The organism is Hymenobacter frigidus, from assembly GCF_014640435.1.
In the GTDB taxonomy this organism is placed as follows: Bacteria; Bacteroidota; Bacteroidia; order Cytophagales; family Hymenobacteraceae; genus Hymenobacter; species Hymenobacter frigidus.
In genome coordinates this window covers 85,506-101,954 of the sequence record NZ_BMGY01000004.1, presented here as the reverse complement: position 1 = coordinate 101,954, position 16,449 = coordinate 85,506, and the positions used below count along the sequence as shown (strand labels likewise).

Annotated in this window: 18 protein-coding genes; 14 read left to right on the top strand and 4 right to left on the bottom strand. The window is 59.9% G+C overall.

The annotated features are described in order from the left end of the window. Positions 1 to 345 precede the first annotated feature (345 nt). The 4 genes from IEW17_RS03385 (at position 346) to IEW17_RS03370 (ending at position 5,531) form a co-directional block, all read left to right on the top strand. Positions 346 to 1,341, top strand: a complete 996-nt coding sequence (locus IEW17_RS03385) for a restriction endonuclease (RefSeq protein WP_188560609.1) — start codon at positions 346 to 348, stop codon at positions 1,339 to 1,341. 24 nt (positions 1,342 to 1,365) lie between these two features. Then, on the top strand, positions 1,366 to 1,854 hold the full coding sequence (locus IEW17_RS03380) for a hypothetical protein (RefSeq protein ID WP_188560608.1): 489 nt from the start codon (positions 1,366 to 1,368) through the stop codon (positions 1,852 to 1,854). 157 nt (positions 1,855 to 2,011) lie between these two features. Then, positions 2,012 to 3,028 carry an AAA family ATPase gene (locus IEW17_RS03375; RefSeq protein ID WP_188560607.1) on the top strand — a complete coding sequence of 339 codons (1,017 nt, stop codon included), beginning with the start codon at positions 2,012 to 2,014 and terminating at the stop codon, positions 3,026 to 3,028. 7 nt (positions 3,029 to 3,035) lie between these two features. Continuing rightward, complete coding sequence (locus IEW17_RS03370; protein WP_188560606.1) at positions 3,036 to 5,531, top strand: S8 family peptidase; 2,496 nt, start codon at positions 3,036 to 3,038, stop codon at positions 5,529 to 5,531. A 219-nt stretch (positions 5,532 to 5,750) separates the two neighbouring features. Here the strand turns inward: IEW17_RS03370 and IEW17_RS03365 are convergent, their stop codons facing one another. The 3 genes from IEW17_RS03365 to IEW17_RS03355 form a co-directional block, all read right to left on the bottom strand. Next, positions 5,751 to 6,245, bottom strand: coding sequence for a M15 family metallopeptidase (locus IEW17_RS03365; RefSeq protein WP_188560605.1), 495 nt, complete (start codon positions 6,243 to 6,245; stop codon positions 5,751 to 5,753). Then, entirely contained in the window at positions 6,232 to 6,534 is a 303-nt protein-coding gene (locus tag IEW17_RS03360) for a hypothetical protein (RefSeq protein WP_188560604.1), read from the bottom strand. The genes IEW17_RS03365 and IEW17_RS03360 overlap by 14 nt, the downstream gene beginning before the upstream one ends. A gap of 992 nt (positions 6,535 to 7,526) precedes the next feature. Continuing rightward, positions 7,527 to 7,931 (bottom strand): SLOG family protein, encoded by a 405-nt coding sequence (locus IEW17_RS03355; RefSeq protein WP_188560603.1) that lies wholly within the window; start codon positions 7,929 to 7,931, stop codon positions 7,527 to 7,529. A gap of 150 nt (positions 7,932 to 8,081) precedes the next feature. Between IEW17_RS03355 and IEW17_RS03350 the strand changes: the two genes are divergently transcribed. The 10 genes from IEW17_RS03350 to IEW17_RS03305 all read left to right on the top strand — a co-directional run bounded on the left by IEW17_RS03350 (position 8,082) and on the right by IEW17_RS03305 (position 14,600). Then, positions 8,082 to 8,339, top strand: coding sequence for a hypothetical protein (locus tag IEW17_RS03350; RefSeq protein WP_188560602.1), 258 nt, complete (start codon positions 8,082 to 8,084; stop codon positions 8,337 to 8,339). Next, positions 8,332 to 8,655 carry a hypothetical protein gene (locus IEW17_RS03345; RefSeq protein WP_188560601.1) on the top strand — a complete coding sequence of 108 codons (324 nt, stop codon included), beginning with the start codon at positions 8,332 to 8,334 and terminating at the stop codon, positions 8,653 to 8,655. The genes IEW17_RS03350 and IEW17_RS03345 overlap by 8 nt, the downstream gene beginning before the upstream one ends. Continuing rightward, positions 8,648 to 8,866: a hypothetical protein gene (locus IEW17_RS03340; protein ID WP_188560600.1), complete on the top strand. Its 219-nt coding sequence runs from the start codon at positions 8,648 to 8,650 to the stop codon at positions 8,864 to 8,866. Before IEW17_RS03345 ends, IEW17_RS03340 begins: the two co-directional genes overlap by 8 nt. A gap of 61 nt (positions 8,867 to 8,927) precedes the next feature. Next, positions 8,928 to 9,185 carry a hypothetical protein gene (locus tag IEW17_RS03335; protein WP_188560599.1) on the top strand — a complete coding sequence of 86 codons (258 nt, stop codon included), beginning with the start codon at positions 8,928 to 8,930 and terminating at the stop codon, positions 9,183 to 9,185. Positions 9,186 to 9,217: 32 nt separating this feature from the next. Then, positions 9,218 to 9,532 (top strand): DUF3846 domain-containing protein, encoded by a 315-nt coding sequence (locus IEW17_RS03330; protein WP_188560598.1) that lies wholly within the window; start codon positions 9,218 to 9,220, stop codon positions 9,530 to 9,532. 66 nt (positions 9,533 to 9,598) lie between these two features. Next, positions 9,599 to 10,312: a hypothetical protein gene (locus IEW17_RS03325; RefSeq protein WP_188560597.1), complete on the top strand. Its 714-nt coding sequence runs from the start codon at positions 9,599 to 9,601 to the stop codon at positions 10,310 to 10,312. Between the two features lie 62 nt (positions 10,313 to 10,374). After that, positions 10,375 to 10,569 carry a hypothetical protein gene (locus tag IEW17_RS03320; protein WP_188560596.1) on the top strand — a complete coding sequence of 65 codons (195 nt, stop codon included), beginning with the start codon at positions 10,375 to 10,377 and terminating at the stop codon, positions 10,567 to 10,569. Beyond that, positions 10,569 to 10,814 (top strand): hypothetical protein, encoded by a 246-nt coding sequence (locus IEW17_RS03315; RefSeq protein ID WP_188560595.1) that lies wholly within the window; start codon positions 10,569 to 10,571, stop codon positions 10,812 to 10,814. Before IEW17_RS03320 ends, IEW17_RS03315 begins: the two co-directional genes overlap by 1 nt. A 10-nt stretch (positions 10,815 to 10,824) precedes the next feature. Beyond that, positions 10,825 to 11,517: a PD-(D/E)XK nuclease-like domain-containing protein gene (locus IEW17_RS03310; RefSeq protein ID WP_188560594.1), complete on the top strand. Its 693-nt coding sequence runs from the start codon at positions 10,825 to 10,827 to the stop codon at positions 11,515 to 11,517. Between the two features lie 377 nt (positions 11,518 to 11,894). Next, positions 11,895 to 14,600, top strand: coding sequence for a coiled-coil domain-containing protein (locus IEW17_RS03305; RefSeq protein ID WP_188560593.1), 2,706 nt, complete (start codon positions 11,895 to 11,897; stop codon positions 14,598 to 14,600). Positions 14,601 to 15,111: 511 nt separating this feature from the next. On the opposite strand, the gene IEW17_RS03300 is transcribed toward IEW17_RS03305, so the two are convergent. Further along, a complete protein-coding gene (locus IEW17_RS03300) occupies positions 15,112 to 16,449 on the bottom strand; it encodes a Y-family DNA polymerase (RefSeq protein WP_188560592.1) in 1,338 nt (445 codons plus the stop codon).

Below are 16,449 nucleotides of genomic sequence, written 5' to 3'. Positions count from 1 at the left end.
TAGTTGTGCAATAACTGTACAAATTGGGTGCGCAATATCGTCAGGATTGCCCATGAAGTTGGGATTCTGAATGTAATCGATTATCGAATTTTCATACCGTGCATGGAAGGAAGCGACATGGTGCTTGGAAACCCACAGCCCGCAGTTTACCACTGGTCCGACAGCCACCATCCCGCACCGCTTTCACCAATTGCCACCGCCCATGCCATTGAAACTGCACAGCAGCCATCCCATCCATACGCAGTAGGAGAGCAGAATCCAGCCATAACGTCGATACCTTAGCCGCCCAATCCTCCTTCCGGGCCGGGATTTTACCCCGCTCTCTGCTCTCTTTCCTGTTTCCCCATGCCCGTTTTTACCGTGCGCGCCGATAGCGGCGAATTTACCGATGCCTTCCGTCGGGGCGGCTACGTCGGTATCGGTTGGTTCGACGCCCCAATGTCCGACACCAGTACCCGCGAAGCCATTGCTGCCCGCTACCGCGACGACTTCCTGAGCCAGTCCGTGGGCACCTCCGGCCAGAACATCGGCCAGATTCATCGCTTCCTCAACACCATCCAGCCCCACGACTGGGTCATCACCCCATTTAGCAATGCTGAAGGCGCCCTCCTCGTCGGCCAGGTCCTGCCCGAGCCGGTCTATTTCGTCGTCCCCGGAACCGACGAATGCCGCTATGGCTACCGCCGCCCTGTTCGCTGGCATCCACAGCCAATCTACCGCAACCAGCTTTCCGAAAGCCTGCGCAACACCTTGGGTAGCACCCTCACCGTGTTCAACGTCCCTCAGGAGCAGGAGCTGCTTACTATGCTCACCGGTGTGCCCCCGGTTCGTCCCCACGTTCGCCCCAGCTTCGGCCCCGAGCAGGCCACCGAAGCCGTTCGCCAAAAGCTCCTGGAACTCTCCGCTCAGGAGTTCGAGGTATTGGTCAGCTACGTGCTTCGCGTGCTGGGATTCGTAGGCCAGGCCACCCGTCTGGTCGCCGACGGCGGCGTCGACTTCGAAGGCGAGCTCCGCATTGGTGGCGTCGCCCAAATCAAGCTGCAGGTACAGGTCAAGCGCTACACCAACACTCAAATCAACGAAACTGCCCTGCGCAGCTTTCGCGGTGCCCTCAAGCAAGGCCATCAGGGCTGTTTCATCACCCTTTCCGACTACAGCTCTGCCACCCGCGCCAGTGCCATCAACCCGCACTTTCAACCCATCAATCTCATCAACGGCCGCGAGTTCGTCGAGCTGTTCATCAAGCACTACGACCAGATTCTGGAAGCCCTCGCCGCCGAAGACGCCGACGAGCTAGCCCAGAAGCTACGCTTCCGCAAAGCCTTGCTGCCCCTTTCCTAGCTTCTCCCCAGCCCTTCATTGTTAATGACGCCCAATCCCGAATTCGACAAGCGAATAGCTCGCCTACCCGCGCTCTTCCACGAGCTTATGGCTCAGCCCTTGTATTTGCGCAGCGAAATATTCAGTCGCGAACGCATTGTCAAACCCGACGTTCCAACCGCCGGAAACTACGTTTTTTATGAAAACGGCTTACCCATGTACGTCGGCCGTAGCCGCCGGCTCCGTAGCCGACTGCAGGAGCATGGCCGCGATGGTTCCGGTCACAATGATGCAAACTTTGCCTTCCTACTCGCTTACGAGTCTGCGACGGACCAGAACATCGACATCACCCGCACGCGCGCGGCACTGAGTGATTGCACCGAATTTTCACCGGTCTTCCTGGCCTGCAAGCGGCGCGTAGCCGCAATGTCGGTTCGTTTCCTAAGCGTCCCCGACGACTTAGAGCAAGGGTTACTTGAAGTATATGCTGCCTTGGCATTACCGACTAGATACAACGATTTCCAAACTTCTTAGCGCAGGTTGTTCACCGGTAGCGGGGAGGCGATAGCAAGCTTCAATCAGAGTAACGAAGCGCCCTCTGGGCCAAAAAATACCCAACCTTTTTAGCAGTAGATTGCGACGCTTTAGCGCGTGTAGGTGTTGAATAATAAACATTAGCCGCGCCCTGTCCATGAAATCCGATACCCTCAAGCGACTTTTTCGCTCTATCCAGCAGCGTCCCAGCCCAGACCTTTTGAGTGTGGCCCGCGGCATTGTAGAAGAAGAGCGTAGCAAAGGCCACTCGCTGCTAGTGCTGGAGTTGGAGGGCATGCTACGCGTGGCTGAGCCGATGCCTGCCAGCACTGCCCGTGCGAAACCTGCTGGCCAGCGTACTTCTACATTCCCATCCCAGCTCACCGAGTTGCCACTGAGTCGTCGGCAGCAACAGCCGCTACTGAAGGAAGTGCCCCGAAGTGAGCTACGGCACCACATGATTCTGCCGCCAGACGTGGAAGGCCGTTTCGCACGCGTCGAGCGCGAATTCGCGAGCCGCGACCGACTGGCCGAGTATGGCCTGAGGCCACGCAGCAAGATTCTGCTTTATGGCCCTCCAGGCTGCGGCAAGAGCATGGGGGCCGAACGCTTAGCCTGGAACATTGGCCTCCCTTTCTTTAAAGTGCAGTTCGACACGCTCCTGTCATCCTTCCTAGGTGAATCAGCCAACAACCTACGAGCGCTATTTGATGCTAGCCAGTCACAGCCTTGCGTGTTACTGCTTGACGAATGCGACTTCATCGCTAAATCCCGCACCTATGGTCAGGACGTGGGCGAGATGTTCCGTCTGGTAAATATTCTGCTCTCGCTGCTCGAAGATTACCAGGCCCCGGGCCTCCTCGTAGCTACCACAAACTTGGAACATGCCTTAGACAAGGCCCTTTTCAGGCGTTTTGATGAGGTGCTTAGCATTCCGCGCCCCGGTCAGGCCGAAATCGGCCAGCTCCTCAAAAACACCCTTGGTGCCATGCTTGTAAGTCGCTCCGTTAAACTTCCTGATTTCGCTAAGCAGTTGGTCGGTCTGTCGGCGGCCCAGGTTGTCAAGGTTGCCCAGGATGCTGCCAAGCTTTGTGTGCTAAACCTTGATTCCGAGGTTATCACTGCTCACTTAGAGCAGGCCTTACAAGAACTGTCTACCATCGAAAACGACTAAGCCCGAAATGCCGCCTTTTGAACACCTATCCTTTCTCCGTGTAGTCGAAGGCACTTATCAGTATAGTGGCAGCTTTGGCAAAAAATTCGCTAATCAGACACTACGCAATCAAGCCGACCCACGAGGCCATGGTAGTGCGTTGCGTCAGCGACTCCAGAATGTACGGGCCAATTGGGAAGCTCAGCAGCAGCAGCTCGCCGCTGAAGGATTCAACAATGAAGGCCCCAACGCACAGGTAGTACCGCTTTTCCTGCAGGTTGACCCCAAAGCATTCGACGAGGCTAAGTTGAGCGGGTGGGGTATCGAAATAGTATCTGTTGAGCCCGACGGCTATATTATCGGGGTAGCAACATCAGCCGATTTCCCGCAGCTTAATCAACGCCTCAATACGTTGATAAGTGGTACATCCATCGGGGTAGTCGGGGCCTTGTGGGATATTCTGCCCCGTGCTCAAAGCATCGACCGTGTAGTTGGTGAAAGCTTATTCGAGCGCTGGCTTACCATCGACCAGGAAACCAGCTGCTGGGTAGAGGTTGCTATTGTAGTGGAGGCCACCGAGCCGCCGCCGCTTTCAGCAGATGCCACACCCGAGGAAGAAGCCGAGTGGGAAAAGCGAAACGATGAATGGGCTGAGAAGGGCTACAACCGTATCAGCCGCTTCGAACGGTTAGCTCGCCACTACGGAGCCGAATTTCAGGGCACTCCATTGGTTCAGCCCGATACTGTCAATTACAAGCTGTGCATTTCCGGCCGTGGTGTAAAGGAGATTGCGCTTTTTCCCTACACGTTTTCCATCGAAGAGTGGGATTGGGAAACCGATGCGAATGAGCAGGCCGAGCAGTTATTGCAGGATTGGGGCGTAGAGGTTCTGGCGCCGGCTCCAGACGCGCCACGCGTGTGTGTCATCGACAGCGGGATGCAGGCCGGCCATCGGCTATTGCAACCTGCCATTGATGCAGCCAATGCCCGCTGTTACCTGCCCGGCGTCACTGCCACCGCCGATATGGTGCCTAATGGAGGCCACGGAACGCGGGTTGCCGGAGCTATTCTGTTTCCCGACAGCATTCCCGCTTCCGGTAGTGAAACCGCAGTTGCCTGGCTGCAAAACGCCCGTGTGCTCAATGCCGGCAAAAGCATGGAATCGTCCATGCTACCTGCCGATATCATGCGCCGCATTGTAAACGACTTCACTCCATCGGGTACCCGGCTATTCAATCTGTCAGTGCAGACCCCTGGCCCCTGTCGTCTGAAACATATGTCTTCGTGGGCCGCTGAAATCGACCAGCTCAGTTTTGAACACGACGTCTTATTCATAACCAGCGCAGGCAACATCAGCGCCACAGGTAGCCACCCCAATCGGCTCAGCGTAGAGCAGCATCTGGCCGCAGGCCGGCACTATCCGGACTATTTATCCGAATCTGCCTGCCGCATCGGCAATCCTGCCCAAAGCTTGCAGGCACTTACTGTCGGCTCGGTTAGCTATGAGCGCATTAATACTTTAGCTCATACATCGTTCGGCGAGCACCAGGAGCCGTCCGCTTTTTCGCGTAGCGGCCTGGGTATTTGGGGAGTTATCAAGCCAGACGTAGTAGAATACGGTGGTGACTTGGTGCAGACGGCATCTGGCAATTTTGTTTTCAACGTGCCCGACGCGTTACCGGAATTGGTCACGTCCACATTTGGAGGCCATCCAGCTGTAGCACGCACAGAACCGGGCACTTCCTTCGCCGCACCCAAGGTCACACACATAGCTGCTGCTCTACAGCAAGTCCTGCCTGATTCCAGCACCTTGATGTACCGCGCCCTGATTGTCCAGTCAGCTCAGTGGCCAATAGCCCTTGAGAATGCAACGCAGCAGGAGAAACTATTTCATTTGCGCACCCTGGGCTACGGCATCCCAGATAAAGACCGCGCTATTCAGAATTCAGATGCCCGCGTTACTTTCATCACCGAAGACCAACTTAGCGCGAGTAGTGCTCACCTCTACCAGGTTAAGCTGAATCAGTTAAATGGGCTCGAAGACGAAACGCTTTACCGACTGGAAGTAACCCTGTCCTATGCAGCGCGTCCACGCCGCACCAGGCAGGGCCTGCGCAACTACGTATCAACCCAGCTCCGATGGCAGGCCGCTGAGCTGGGTCAAAGTCTGGAGGAGTTTCTGAAAAAAGTAGATGTAACGCTCCGGCCTGACTTCGAAGACGAAACAACCGACACTGGCTCGGGAACCAACCGGATTTACTGGCAGATAGGTACTTCATCTATTAGCCAAAGAAGCGCCCGTGAAGTGCGCCGCCCCAATAGCACCCTACAAAAAGATTGGGCAATTGTAAGCGGCTTCGAGCTTTCCCGGGACCGGCTTTTATTCGCTGTGACAGGCCATAAAGGGTGGGATACTTCTGGTGAGCAGGTGCCCTACGCGCTAACAGTCTCTATCACTTCATTGGCTGGTATTGCCATCTACGAAACCATCCAGATAGCCAATCAGGTACAGGTAAGGGTATAAAAAAACAGGCCTTCAAATTGCGTTGAAGGCCTGTTTTTTTATCTGAACCTACCTCCCTGCCACATCAGCACAGTTCGGTTGGTCTATTCCGCTCGCTGCTTTCTTTTGTTCAGCAGCTCGCTCAACACCATCACGGCCACATGGCCCAGAATACGCCAGATATTCATCACTGAAAACGGTAAAAGTGAAAGCTGAAAACCCCGCCAGCTGATACGGGAATTACCTCGGCACCTCAAAGTGGGGCCGGTCCTTGAACTTTGGCCAGTCGCCGCCCCAATGCACCCGCGCATCGGCCGCCTTCACCAACCGGGCAAACTTCGACAGCAGCAGCCCCGACCACGACACCGACCCATCAGCCAGCAGAAACGCCACATCAATGGCCGGCGTCGGCGGCCCGATGTTGTGATTCGATTGCCCGCCCAGCTTGTATGTCACCACCGGCCCCGGCTTGCTGCGGCCCTGCGCGTACAACTCGTTTTGCCGCTCGGGGCTCCGGTAGCACTCGGTCACGATGGGCAGCCCCAGCAGCTGCAGCACCGGGTCACCCGACCACCGCCCCAATGCCTCCAAATACGCCGCCCGCAGGCAGGGCAGCGCTTCGGCCAGGCGCGCAAACTGTGTAGCGGCCTGCTTGGGCGTGAGCTTCGGAGCCACCCGCGCCTGCACCGCAGCAGCACCAGCGGTGGGACGCAGCGAGGTGTTAGCGGATTCCATCGGCGGGGTCGGAAGGGGTAGCAGCGGGCTGCTCTGTCACCGGCACGGCAGGAGCAGCCGCAACAACCACCGCAGCCGGCAGCTGCACCACCGCCTGGGGCTGTTGAAACATCTTGCGGACGGTGGCATAAATCGTCACCACGCCCACAATCACCTGCACCACGATGTGCACGAAGCTTTCAATCTCCCCCGCGGTCGGCGGCGTGAACGTGTTGATGCCAATTTGCCCGAGGGCACCGGAGGCCAGTATCTGAACCGACTGACCAAGCTTTGAGCTGCTGAATAACATGGGATGAACTTTGTAGTGAAGTAGAACAATACGCCAAACATAACCCACTACACTACAACCCGGTCAGACCGCTGTCAAATTCAGACATCTTGCATTATTCTGGGCGCACCCCCCTCCGCTTCCGTTGGTCGCTCCGGGGGTCGGGCTGTGCAGGGGTCCGCTGCGCTCCCGTGCTGCGCACCGCTCCCGTTGGTCGCGCCCTTTTCATCCCTTGCGTATCACCCCAGCAACAGCTGACACCAGGCGGGCCAGCTGCCTTGCCGGACAGCCCACCCGCCCCGATTCCCCAGCCACGACCTCATAAAGCTACCCCCAGCCACCGGCCGCCGTGCTCCAAAAAGCACCGCGCCCCGATTCAGCAGCAACCAGGTCCGGCCAGCTTCCCGAAGGTCAGCCCACCGCCCCACGATACTTGCCCAGCGCCGGAGGCCAGAAAAGGCCACCGGCTACCACCACACCCGTTTTCAGTTGCTGCCGTGTAGGGGGATGCCGGGCTGCCAGCCCAAAAAAGGTCGGCCCCCGGCATCCCCTAGTCGCTGCTGATGCCAAAGACTCACCTACCAAAAGCACAGCCAGACATCCCTTTGCTTCACCTTTGAAAATTTGTCGCTTCGTCAACCGGCAGCACGGCGGCTTTCATGCCTAGGCTAACGCCCGGTCATCTTCATCGGCCCGGCGCGGCCCCAGCGGCAACAGATGCAGCGGCGGCTACAGCGGCGGAGCCTCATAAGGTGCCCTCCGGGCGGGTAATTCGGGGGCGTGCCGCCCCCAAGCCCCCGGCCAGCATTTAGGGGCAGCAGGTCGGCCGGGCCGGCAGGCCGCGCCTTTGTGGTCTGGCATCTCGCACGCCGCACGTTCAGGGCTTCAGCAGGGCGTTGCGGGTCCGGCGGTTTTGCCTCGCGTGGCGGGCCTGTTTTCGTCGGGGCCGGGCAGCTGCCACCTGCAGGGCCGGCGGTAGGTGTCGGCGTGCCCCCCCCCCTGCCGGGCACGGGCTACAGGCCCAGCCCGCCGGGCACCGGCACCGCACTCGGGGCGGGGTGTGCCAGCCACTCCACCCGCTTGCCCAGCCGCACCGCCTGGCGGGCCGCGTCCAAGGTGCCCCGGCTCTGGCCATCCCACACCACCAGCACAAGGTCGGCAGCGGCCACTATCAGCGCGTTGCGTACCAGCGGCGCGCCGGCTCCGTGGGCGTGGTAGTCGGGCCGGTGCACCGTGTGGGGCACCCCCGCCCGGTGCGCCCAGCAGGCCGCAAGCCAGTCAGCGCCCACGGCCCCGCCGTGCACCACCCCGCCCAGGTCGCCGGCGGCGTGCAGCTCATTTAGCCGCTCAGTCAGCGCCGGGCACTTGGTGCAGCTTCGGCTACCCACTACTGCTACCATTTTTTGCACATTTTCCATATCACAAGTTACCATTTTCTTTCCTATTTTCCTACACTTATTTTCCCATCTTTTTTCTTTTTCAGTGTAACTTATAGCATATTTTGGCGTATATTTGTGTATAGCAAAAGGGAAAGGCCCTTCGCTTCCAGCACCTAGCTCCTACAGGTCATGCTACACACCACTTGCCTGCGCACCGCCGCCGCCCTCGCGCAGTGCGCCGCCATCAGCCGCCGCGCCCGCACCTGGGGCCGCTTCGCCCAGCGCACCATCGACCGCCGCTACTGTGGGCTTCTGGCCGCTGGCAGCTTCGGCGCACTCACCCGCCACCGCTACGCCGGCCAGTACCCCGACGGCTGGTATGCCGCCGCTGTGCAGCTGGCCGGTGGTGTTCCTTCCTCGCTTTGCTGGTCGCCCTACCATGTATAGTGCCGCCACCACCGCGCCACAGGCCATCCAGGCCCGCGCCGCCGCCATTGCCGCCGCCGGCCGCCGCGCCCGCTTCGCGGCCATTTTCGGCAGTTCCACTACCCGCCTTCGGGGGTTTCACTCCTACTGCATCAAGCGGGAGCGCCAGTATGGGCACGGTCCGGTCTTTCGCCTCGCACTAGGTCAGCCATGGCCCACGCACCACCAGCAGGTGGCGCTGGCCCAGCAGCAAGCCCGCGCCGTCTGCTTGTGGTGCAACGGCCCCATGTGTTCCAAGGGTTTTTGCCCGTGCAGCCCCGCCCCGGCCCATGTGTAGCGCCACCACCACAGCGCAACAAGCGGCCCAGGCCCGCACCGCCGCCGCCTGGGCCAAGCTAGAGGCCACACTAGCCGCACTCGCTACCCAGGCCCGCACCGGCCCGCCCGCCGGTTACGTGCCCCGCCAGTGGCACACCCTGGCCGAGCCCAGCACCAACCCCCTCGACCACCCCGCCACCGACCCCGACCGCTGGCAAGGCTTCATCTAACCCATCCACCCGGCCCGCGCCAGCTCACCGCAGCGCGGGCCACCACCACCCCGCCCCGGCCATGATTGCCCGCATCACCCCCAGCTTTCCCGAGGTCGCCGCCGCCATGTTCCCCGTGCCCGGCTGCTCCGTGCGCGGCTACACGTTCGCCCACGGCACCCGCTACACCATCACCATTTACACGCCCGCCGGCGCGGGCTGCCCCGCCCAGTACCACGGCACCGGCGGCAGCTGCTACGAGGCGCTGGCCGCCGCCGTGCAGCTTTTCCACGCCAGCGCCCATGCCTATCCCGGCGCTATGGCCTACGCTCCCCAATAGCCTGCTTTTCAACCCTCAAATATCCCTGACCCATGCCCCGTACCGCTACTACTTACCAGCCTCATTTGCTCGACCCGCACAGCGCCCAGCCGCAGCCGGTCAGCCCCACCAACGGCCGCAGCTTCAAGCTGGCCGAATTGTACCAGCTGCTCGATTGCCGCACCGTCGACGTGGTGCGCCTCAGCCCTGAGCTGATTCTGATAATCGACGACGAAGGCAAGTTCCGCCACCCGGCCTACCTCAATCTGCTGGCCACTTACCTGTGGTACCACCACCAGCCCGAAGCGCGGGGCCAGGATTCCATCGTGGGCCGCGCCATCCTGTGCCACGACAAGCAATTCAAATAACCAAACACAACGGCCCAGGGGCCACGCCGCCAAGTGGCCCCACAACCAACCCCAACCCCCGCCCCAATGGCAACCACCACCAAAACCGCCGCCAGCGCAGCCGCCGCCGCGCCAGCCGCAAAAGATACCATCACCGCCAGCCGCGCCTACATGGAAGTAGTGAGTGTGGATGAGGAAACCGGCGAAGTAACCGAAAAAAGCCGTTTCAAGTACCTGCCCGGCCACCCCAAGCAAATCCGCGCCGACCTCAAAGCGGGCGTGTTCAACGTGGGCGGCGATAGAGTGCTGGGCAAAACCATCAGCTTCATTCCCGTAGCCCTGCGCATTTTCAGCGACAACATTCTGAACATGGGCCGCAAGGTGTGGGCCGAGCTGTTTTTCGTGGACGAAACCGGGGCCGTGTGCGCCGTGCTGTTCCACGGTTACAGCGTCGAGAACCTGCAAAAGCTGAACGCGGGCCTGTTCTACGACGACCTGAACCTGACCGACGTGGTGCTCACGGTTACGCCCATCAAGAAGCAGACGGAGAAGGACGGCAAGCCCGCCACCTACTTCATTGCCGATTTCAGCTACGTAGCCGCCGACCCCGCCGAGGTGCAGGCCCGCCAGGAGTTCGCCGAAGATTTCGACTTGTACCGCGATGAAACCCTGACCGGCACCGAGGACCGCCGCATTACCGCCGGCTACCGCACCCCCGAAGGCTACCAGCTGCCAGAGCAGCGGGCCGCCAAACAGCTCCCCGCCTCGACCACCGCCGAAGCCGCCGCAGTAACCCAGTAGCCCCGCAGGCCCGCGCCAGCCCCACGGCGCGGGCCTCAGCTGCCACCACCAGCCCCAACGTCATGAGCACCCCGAAGAAACGCCCCGCCAAACGCAAGGCTCCGCGCACGGCCGCCGAAGAAGCCGAAGAAGCCACCGCCGCCACCGCCGCCGCCGCCGCTCCCCATTGCGCCCGGCTCAACAAGTGCCCCGCCGGCTCCTGCCACTATCCGCAGCCCTGCAACCACCAAACCCTGCAATTCAACCCCTCACCCTGATGGAAACTCCCGAACTCCGCCAGGAGCAGTCCGCCGTCGACGCGGCCGAGGCCGCCCGCCTCACCGAGCTGGCCCAGCTGCTGGCCACCACCGCCCCGCTGCCCGACCTGCGCGACCTCGCCCCGCAGGTGCGCGAACTATTCCCCGAACCAGATTACCACGTCGGTTGCGGTGGCTGCCATATCTGGTTACACCGCACCACCGACCCATCCCGCCTTGCTATCATCATCAGCCACGAGTCATAATCATCGCCTCATGTTCCAGCACCTTCAGCACCACCCCGCCATCACCCAGGCCGAGCACCGCGCCCTGGCCGCTATCAGCAACACCGACCTGAGCACCCTGGCCGATGAGCTGTTGGGCCGCCCGCGCCGCGACTGCACCGCCGCCTTCGCCTTCGGCTCCTATTTCCACAGCGCCACCCTGGAGCCGCATTTGTTCGAGCCCACCAACGCCCACGACCCCGCCGACCACCGCCAGCGCCAGGCCGCCGCGCAGCTGGCCACCGCCGTGCGCCGCCGGCGTTACCCGCGCCACCTCATCTACACCAGCCGCGGCCAGGCCGAACAGTCCTACACCGCCACCCACGAGCCCACCGGCCTACTCGTCAAAGTGCGCCCCGACCTGCTAATCGACAGCCCCAAGCGCCAGCGCCGCACCGTGGTGGATTTCAAAACCACCAGCTGCCGCGACCTTGCCCAATTCCTGACCACCGTCGAGCAGTACGGCTACGACCGCCAGGGCGCTTTCTACGCCGACGTACTACAGGCCCAGCGCGTAGTGCTCATCGCCGTGCAGAAAAAGCCGCTCAAAGGCCAGGAGCCGCAGGTATGGATAGTGGAGCTAACCGCTGGACAAATGGACAGCGGCCGGAAAAAGTACGAGCGGCTGCTGAAGGCCTTCTTGCAGCAGCAGTGCCGTCCCGTAGTGCTGGCCCTGCAGTCGTAGGCTTCTACATACAGCCAAGGGTAAGTGATAGCTGGGAACCGAACGAAGCCAAAAGGCATCAATAATAGAATTATTCAATAATAAATTTAATCCATTACATTGCGTCGACTTATCCTGTTAAGGTCGCAAGGTGAAGGAAGGGGCTGAGTGTCCTAAACCTGACTAAGACCTATCGAAAAGGCTTTTGTATGTTCCCGTTACTTACTAACCTCATTTAGCTCATGCAATCACGCCGAAAGTTCTTTACAAGCTTAGGTAAAGGCTCGATGGTAGCAGTCGGCTCGGTTGGGATATTGCCAGCCTTGCTCGCAGCCCAACCTATGGTGGCGCAGCCGGTGTACGCAATTGCTGGTCCCCAACTAGCACCCTCATTACCCATGCCGACCAACTCCCATGCGCTTGGCTTTAGTGACTACCACAGGGTGCAAATTGGGGAAGACATTATCATCTATGCTAGCCGACTAAACTTGGAAAATGTATTGGTGTCGCCCTTACACAACTTAATAATTTATGCCGATGTGGTTACGCTGAAAGAAGACATTCACCTTAATAGCCGACGCATCTATATTCACACCCGAGAACTAAATCTAAACGGCAAAGCGCTAGATGCGAGTGGTCGGTCCGGTGAGACCTACGATACGGTGGCTCCTGGCATCGCTAACATGGGTGGAGCCGGTCCTAATGGCAGCGCAGGTCTGCGCGGAAACGATGCTGGCCAGATAACTATAGTGGCCGAATCCGTAAAAGGCCAGGGCAGCCTACGTGCCAGCGGTGGGGCTGGCAGCCAGGGGCAGGCAGGCGGCAACGGTGGTAAAGGTCTACCGGGCGGACGGGGCCGTAATGCTCAGTGTAACGGTCAAGAAGGTACGATTGCAGGAGAGCAGGGCGGACCGGGTAGCAAAGGTGGTGCAGCTGGAGCGGGTGGCGCAGGTGGCTCTGGTGGTCAGCCTGGTACAATCCGGGTTTTTACGCACAATGCATCAGCATCCAGTAGCATTGGGCTGGAGCAAAAAGGCGGCCGTGGGGGAGAGGCTGGTACGCCTGGTGTAAAAGGACCAGGTGGTGACGGTGGCCCTGGAGGACGCAATAAATGGGGTGCTAGTATTTCGCGTAAAGAAAGTGACAGTTACATATGCAGAGACGAGAATTCCTACGGTCCAACTGGTCCCGTTGGACCAGATGGAGACACGCCGCCACCAACGGCCGCCGGTGCCACACAGCCGGACCAGCCCATTACCGATTGCCTTGCACGTTGCGATTACAAGCTATTGGCTAACGCGGCCTCTCTAACACAACTGCAACTAACCCTGCACAATCTTTCGCTGCACTATATCGGCAACGAATTTCCGGAGTGTGCGACGCTACTGACTTGGCTAGCTCGCCTGACTGAGGCGCGCAACTCCGTTCCAATAGCACCTAACGGGTATATTCCGATGGCCTTCGCCTCGGCCCCAGCCGAAGTGAAGGCTGAAGAGTGGCGGGCTCTGGATGACCGAGCCCAAGCGCTGGTTGCCCAGATGCGCGCCGGCCTCAACTTCTACGGCTACCCAATCAACTACGTACCGCTACTCTCGCCCGAAGAATACCGCGACTATCTAACTCAGATGTTCCAACTGTCGCTTAGCATTGAAACTAGCCATGACAACTACCGGCGCGACGTGAAAGACAACGCGGTTCGCCTGCAAAGCGTGGACAATACACTGCAGGCCAACGCCAGCATCGTTGACAGCTTAAGACAACAGGTGGGCGGGCTCGACCAGCAAGCCAACAGCCTCAAAAAGACGGTAACTGAATTAGACGTAACTATTTTGCGTTTGGCTGATGAAATAGAGCGCGCTGAGGAAAAGTTTAAAAGCGCCATTCGGCGGGAGGCCCGCGCCAACGGAGGCTGCCCGGTTGGTTCTATTCTGAAACTGGTGGCAGCCGTGGTGGTCACTGTTCAAACCGGTGGGGCAGCGGCCCCGGCCATCGCGGCTAGCATGAGCGCCCTCGAAACGGCCCAGAAATTTAAGGATGTGGTGACGCGGGTAAAGGAGATTGCCGCCAAAATCGGGGAGGTGCAGCAAAGCATCGCCAAATTGCAGCAAGCCTACGCCGACTTCAAACAAGATATCGACCAGAGCTTGGCTGCTACTAAGCTCACCATGAACAGTGCTGAATACCAAGAGCTTTTCGACAAGTTTAAAAATATGCCCGAGGCCAAGAACTACCGTCGACGCATCGAAAATTACCAGACTGCCTGTAACACACGCAACGAGAAGCTATTTGAGTACACCTCGCTTGTGGTGAAGCGCGAAACGCTGAAGGCAGAAGTCGCGATGCAAGACACGCAGGCTGACCGCCTACGGAGTGTGCGCGCTCGTACTACCGACCCTAACCTTTTGGAGTGGCAGGTTTACATGGAAGTACAGCTAGCCCGGGCCAAGGAACAGTTGGTGCGTACCCTCCACGAAGCCTCTCGTGCCCACGAGTACTGGTCGTTGCAACCAGCCAATCTTGGGTCGGTCAACGACGGGAACATTGCGGCCCTCCAAGCGCGCTATCAGAGCCTGTTAGTAGCTCAGAAAAACGTAAAGGTCGCTCAGGGACAGCGTGAGCAGCCGTTTAGCGTGGATGTAGAACTTAACGAGCTAGAAATGAGCAAGCACTACGACAGAGCCACGGGGCAGCTTTACATCACTTTTGCACTAACGCCAGAATCGGGTCAATTCGCGGAAAACCCCAGTTGGCGCCGGATATTAGTACGTAATGTGGAAGTCAACATCGCCAGCCTGTCGACCAGGGGCCTCAAAATTGATTTGGTACACGGAGGCAGCGTACAGATTGACGGTGACCGCACGCATTACTTCAGCCACAAGCCGCGCACCACCAATATTTACTACAACGATGCAGGGCAATTGCAGACGACAGCCAACGGCAGTAACTTGGGTGGGATTGACCCAGCCACTAACAGCCGGACCTTTGTTGACCTGAGTCCCTTTGCGTTTTGGAATTTACGAGTGCGCAGCAACGACACAATTCGGGAGTCCCGCATTAAGCGTATAACTTTAAAATTCAGCGGCATGTATTTGCCGGTAGTGTAAAACTGAGGTAGCGAACCCGCATTCAGTAAAGTTGCCGCCACTACAGGAACCGTCACCTCATCATAGGGAAGCCACCAAACATAAAAAGGCCGGCGCCCAATTAAGGAAGCTGACTGGTCGGCGAGGCTTCAGCCGCTGTGGAGCTACCCACTCCTTAAAGCATAGTTTAACTTCCTGACCCAAATCCTGATTACCCCGCTTTCCGCAAAGAAAAAAACAAGCTCAGTTCATGGTCACGCAGGTGGGCCAGCCACCGCTCGGCCGCTTCAACGCTGTCCATCTCCGATTGTGGCAGTGGAAATATCGGCAACACGTCACTCCCTGCCCCGAGTTGCATACGCAGCCCGTAGCCACCCATTTCGGGCGCTGGCACTACTTCAAACTTGCACCCACGCTGTTCATACGCGCCGTAAAACTCGGTGATGGATTCTGCGTCTGGGACAAAATGTGGCATACCAATACAGGAAAAAGGGTGAAGAAAAAGGCCAGCCACCAGCAGACCGAAAAGAAGTTATTTGACTATCATCAAGTCCTCAAGCCGCGTCGTGTAGGCAGGTGTACGCCACGCCGCTTGCCCCTGCCAGGGCACCGGCCCGCCCCCCTTCGGTCCCAGCGCCGCCGCCAGCTGCACCGTCCCGCGCCCGAACCGCGCATTAAGCCCATCCAGCGCCGCCATCATCTGTGCGCTCCTGCCCTCCACTGCGGCTCCCGCCGCCAGCGGCGCGGGCTCCCCAAAAAGCCCCAGCTGCTGGCCGCCGGGCGCTTCCAGCCCGGCCATCACCACGCCCGCCTTCACGTATACCGCCCCCGGCTCCCAGAGCCGGGCCAGCAGCTGCGCGGCCCGCGCCGTCAGTTCCCGCGTGTCGCTGGTGGGCACCGGCAGCGTCAGCACCGCCGAGCGCGAATGCCCGCCGCCCGCATCGGCCGACGGCCCGAATCGATTTTTGCTAACGAACACCGTCAACACATGGGCCAGGTCACCTTGCCGCCGGAGCTTCTCCGCCGCCCGCGCCACGAACGCCGACACCGCCCCCAGCACCGATGACTGCTCCCGCAACGGCCGTCCGAACGTGCGCGAGCAGCTGATGCTTTGCCGGCGCAGCGTCCCGTCCTCACTTGGGGCCAGCCCCGCGCAGGGGTAGCCCTGTAGCTCGCGCACCAGCCGCGCCCCCACCACGCCGCCCAAGAACTTGCGCGCCCAGGCCTCCGATACCCGCGACAGGTCCGCCGCCGAGTCAATGCCCGCCGCCGTCAGCTTCTGCGCGTACTGCCGCCCCACACCCCACACGTCGCCCACCGGCACCTGCCCCAGCGCCCACGTTCGCCGCTGCGCTGAATCCAAGTACAGCACCCCGTCCAGCCCGGCATCTTTCTTCGCCAGCCGGTTGGCCAGCTTGGCCAGCGTCTTGGTGGGAGCCACCCCCACGCACACCGGGATGCCCGTGCGCGCCTTCACGCCCACCCGCAGCCGTTGCGCTAAGTCGGTCAGGTTGCCCAGGTACGGCGTCAAATGCTGTTCCAGCCCGCCCAAATCCAGAAAGGCCTCGTCAATGGAATAGATTTCCACCCCCGGCACCGTCGCCCCCAGATAGTGCATCACGCGCCGCGACATATCCCCGTACAGCGTGTAGTTCGAGCTGAACACCTGCACCGAGTCCCGGCGCAGCTGCTCTTTCACCTGAAAATATGGGTCGCCCATTTTCAGCCCCAGCGCCTTCGCCTCGGCCGAGCGCGAAATGATGCAGCCGTCATTATTGCTCAAAATGACCACCGGCCGCCCTTCCAGCCGCGGCTGAAATACCCGCTCACAACTCACGTAGAAGTTGTTGCAATCCACCAGCCCGAACAT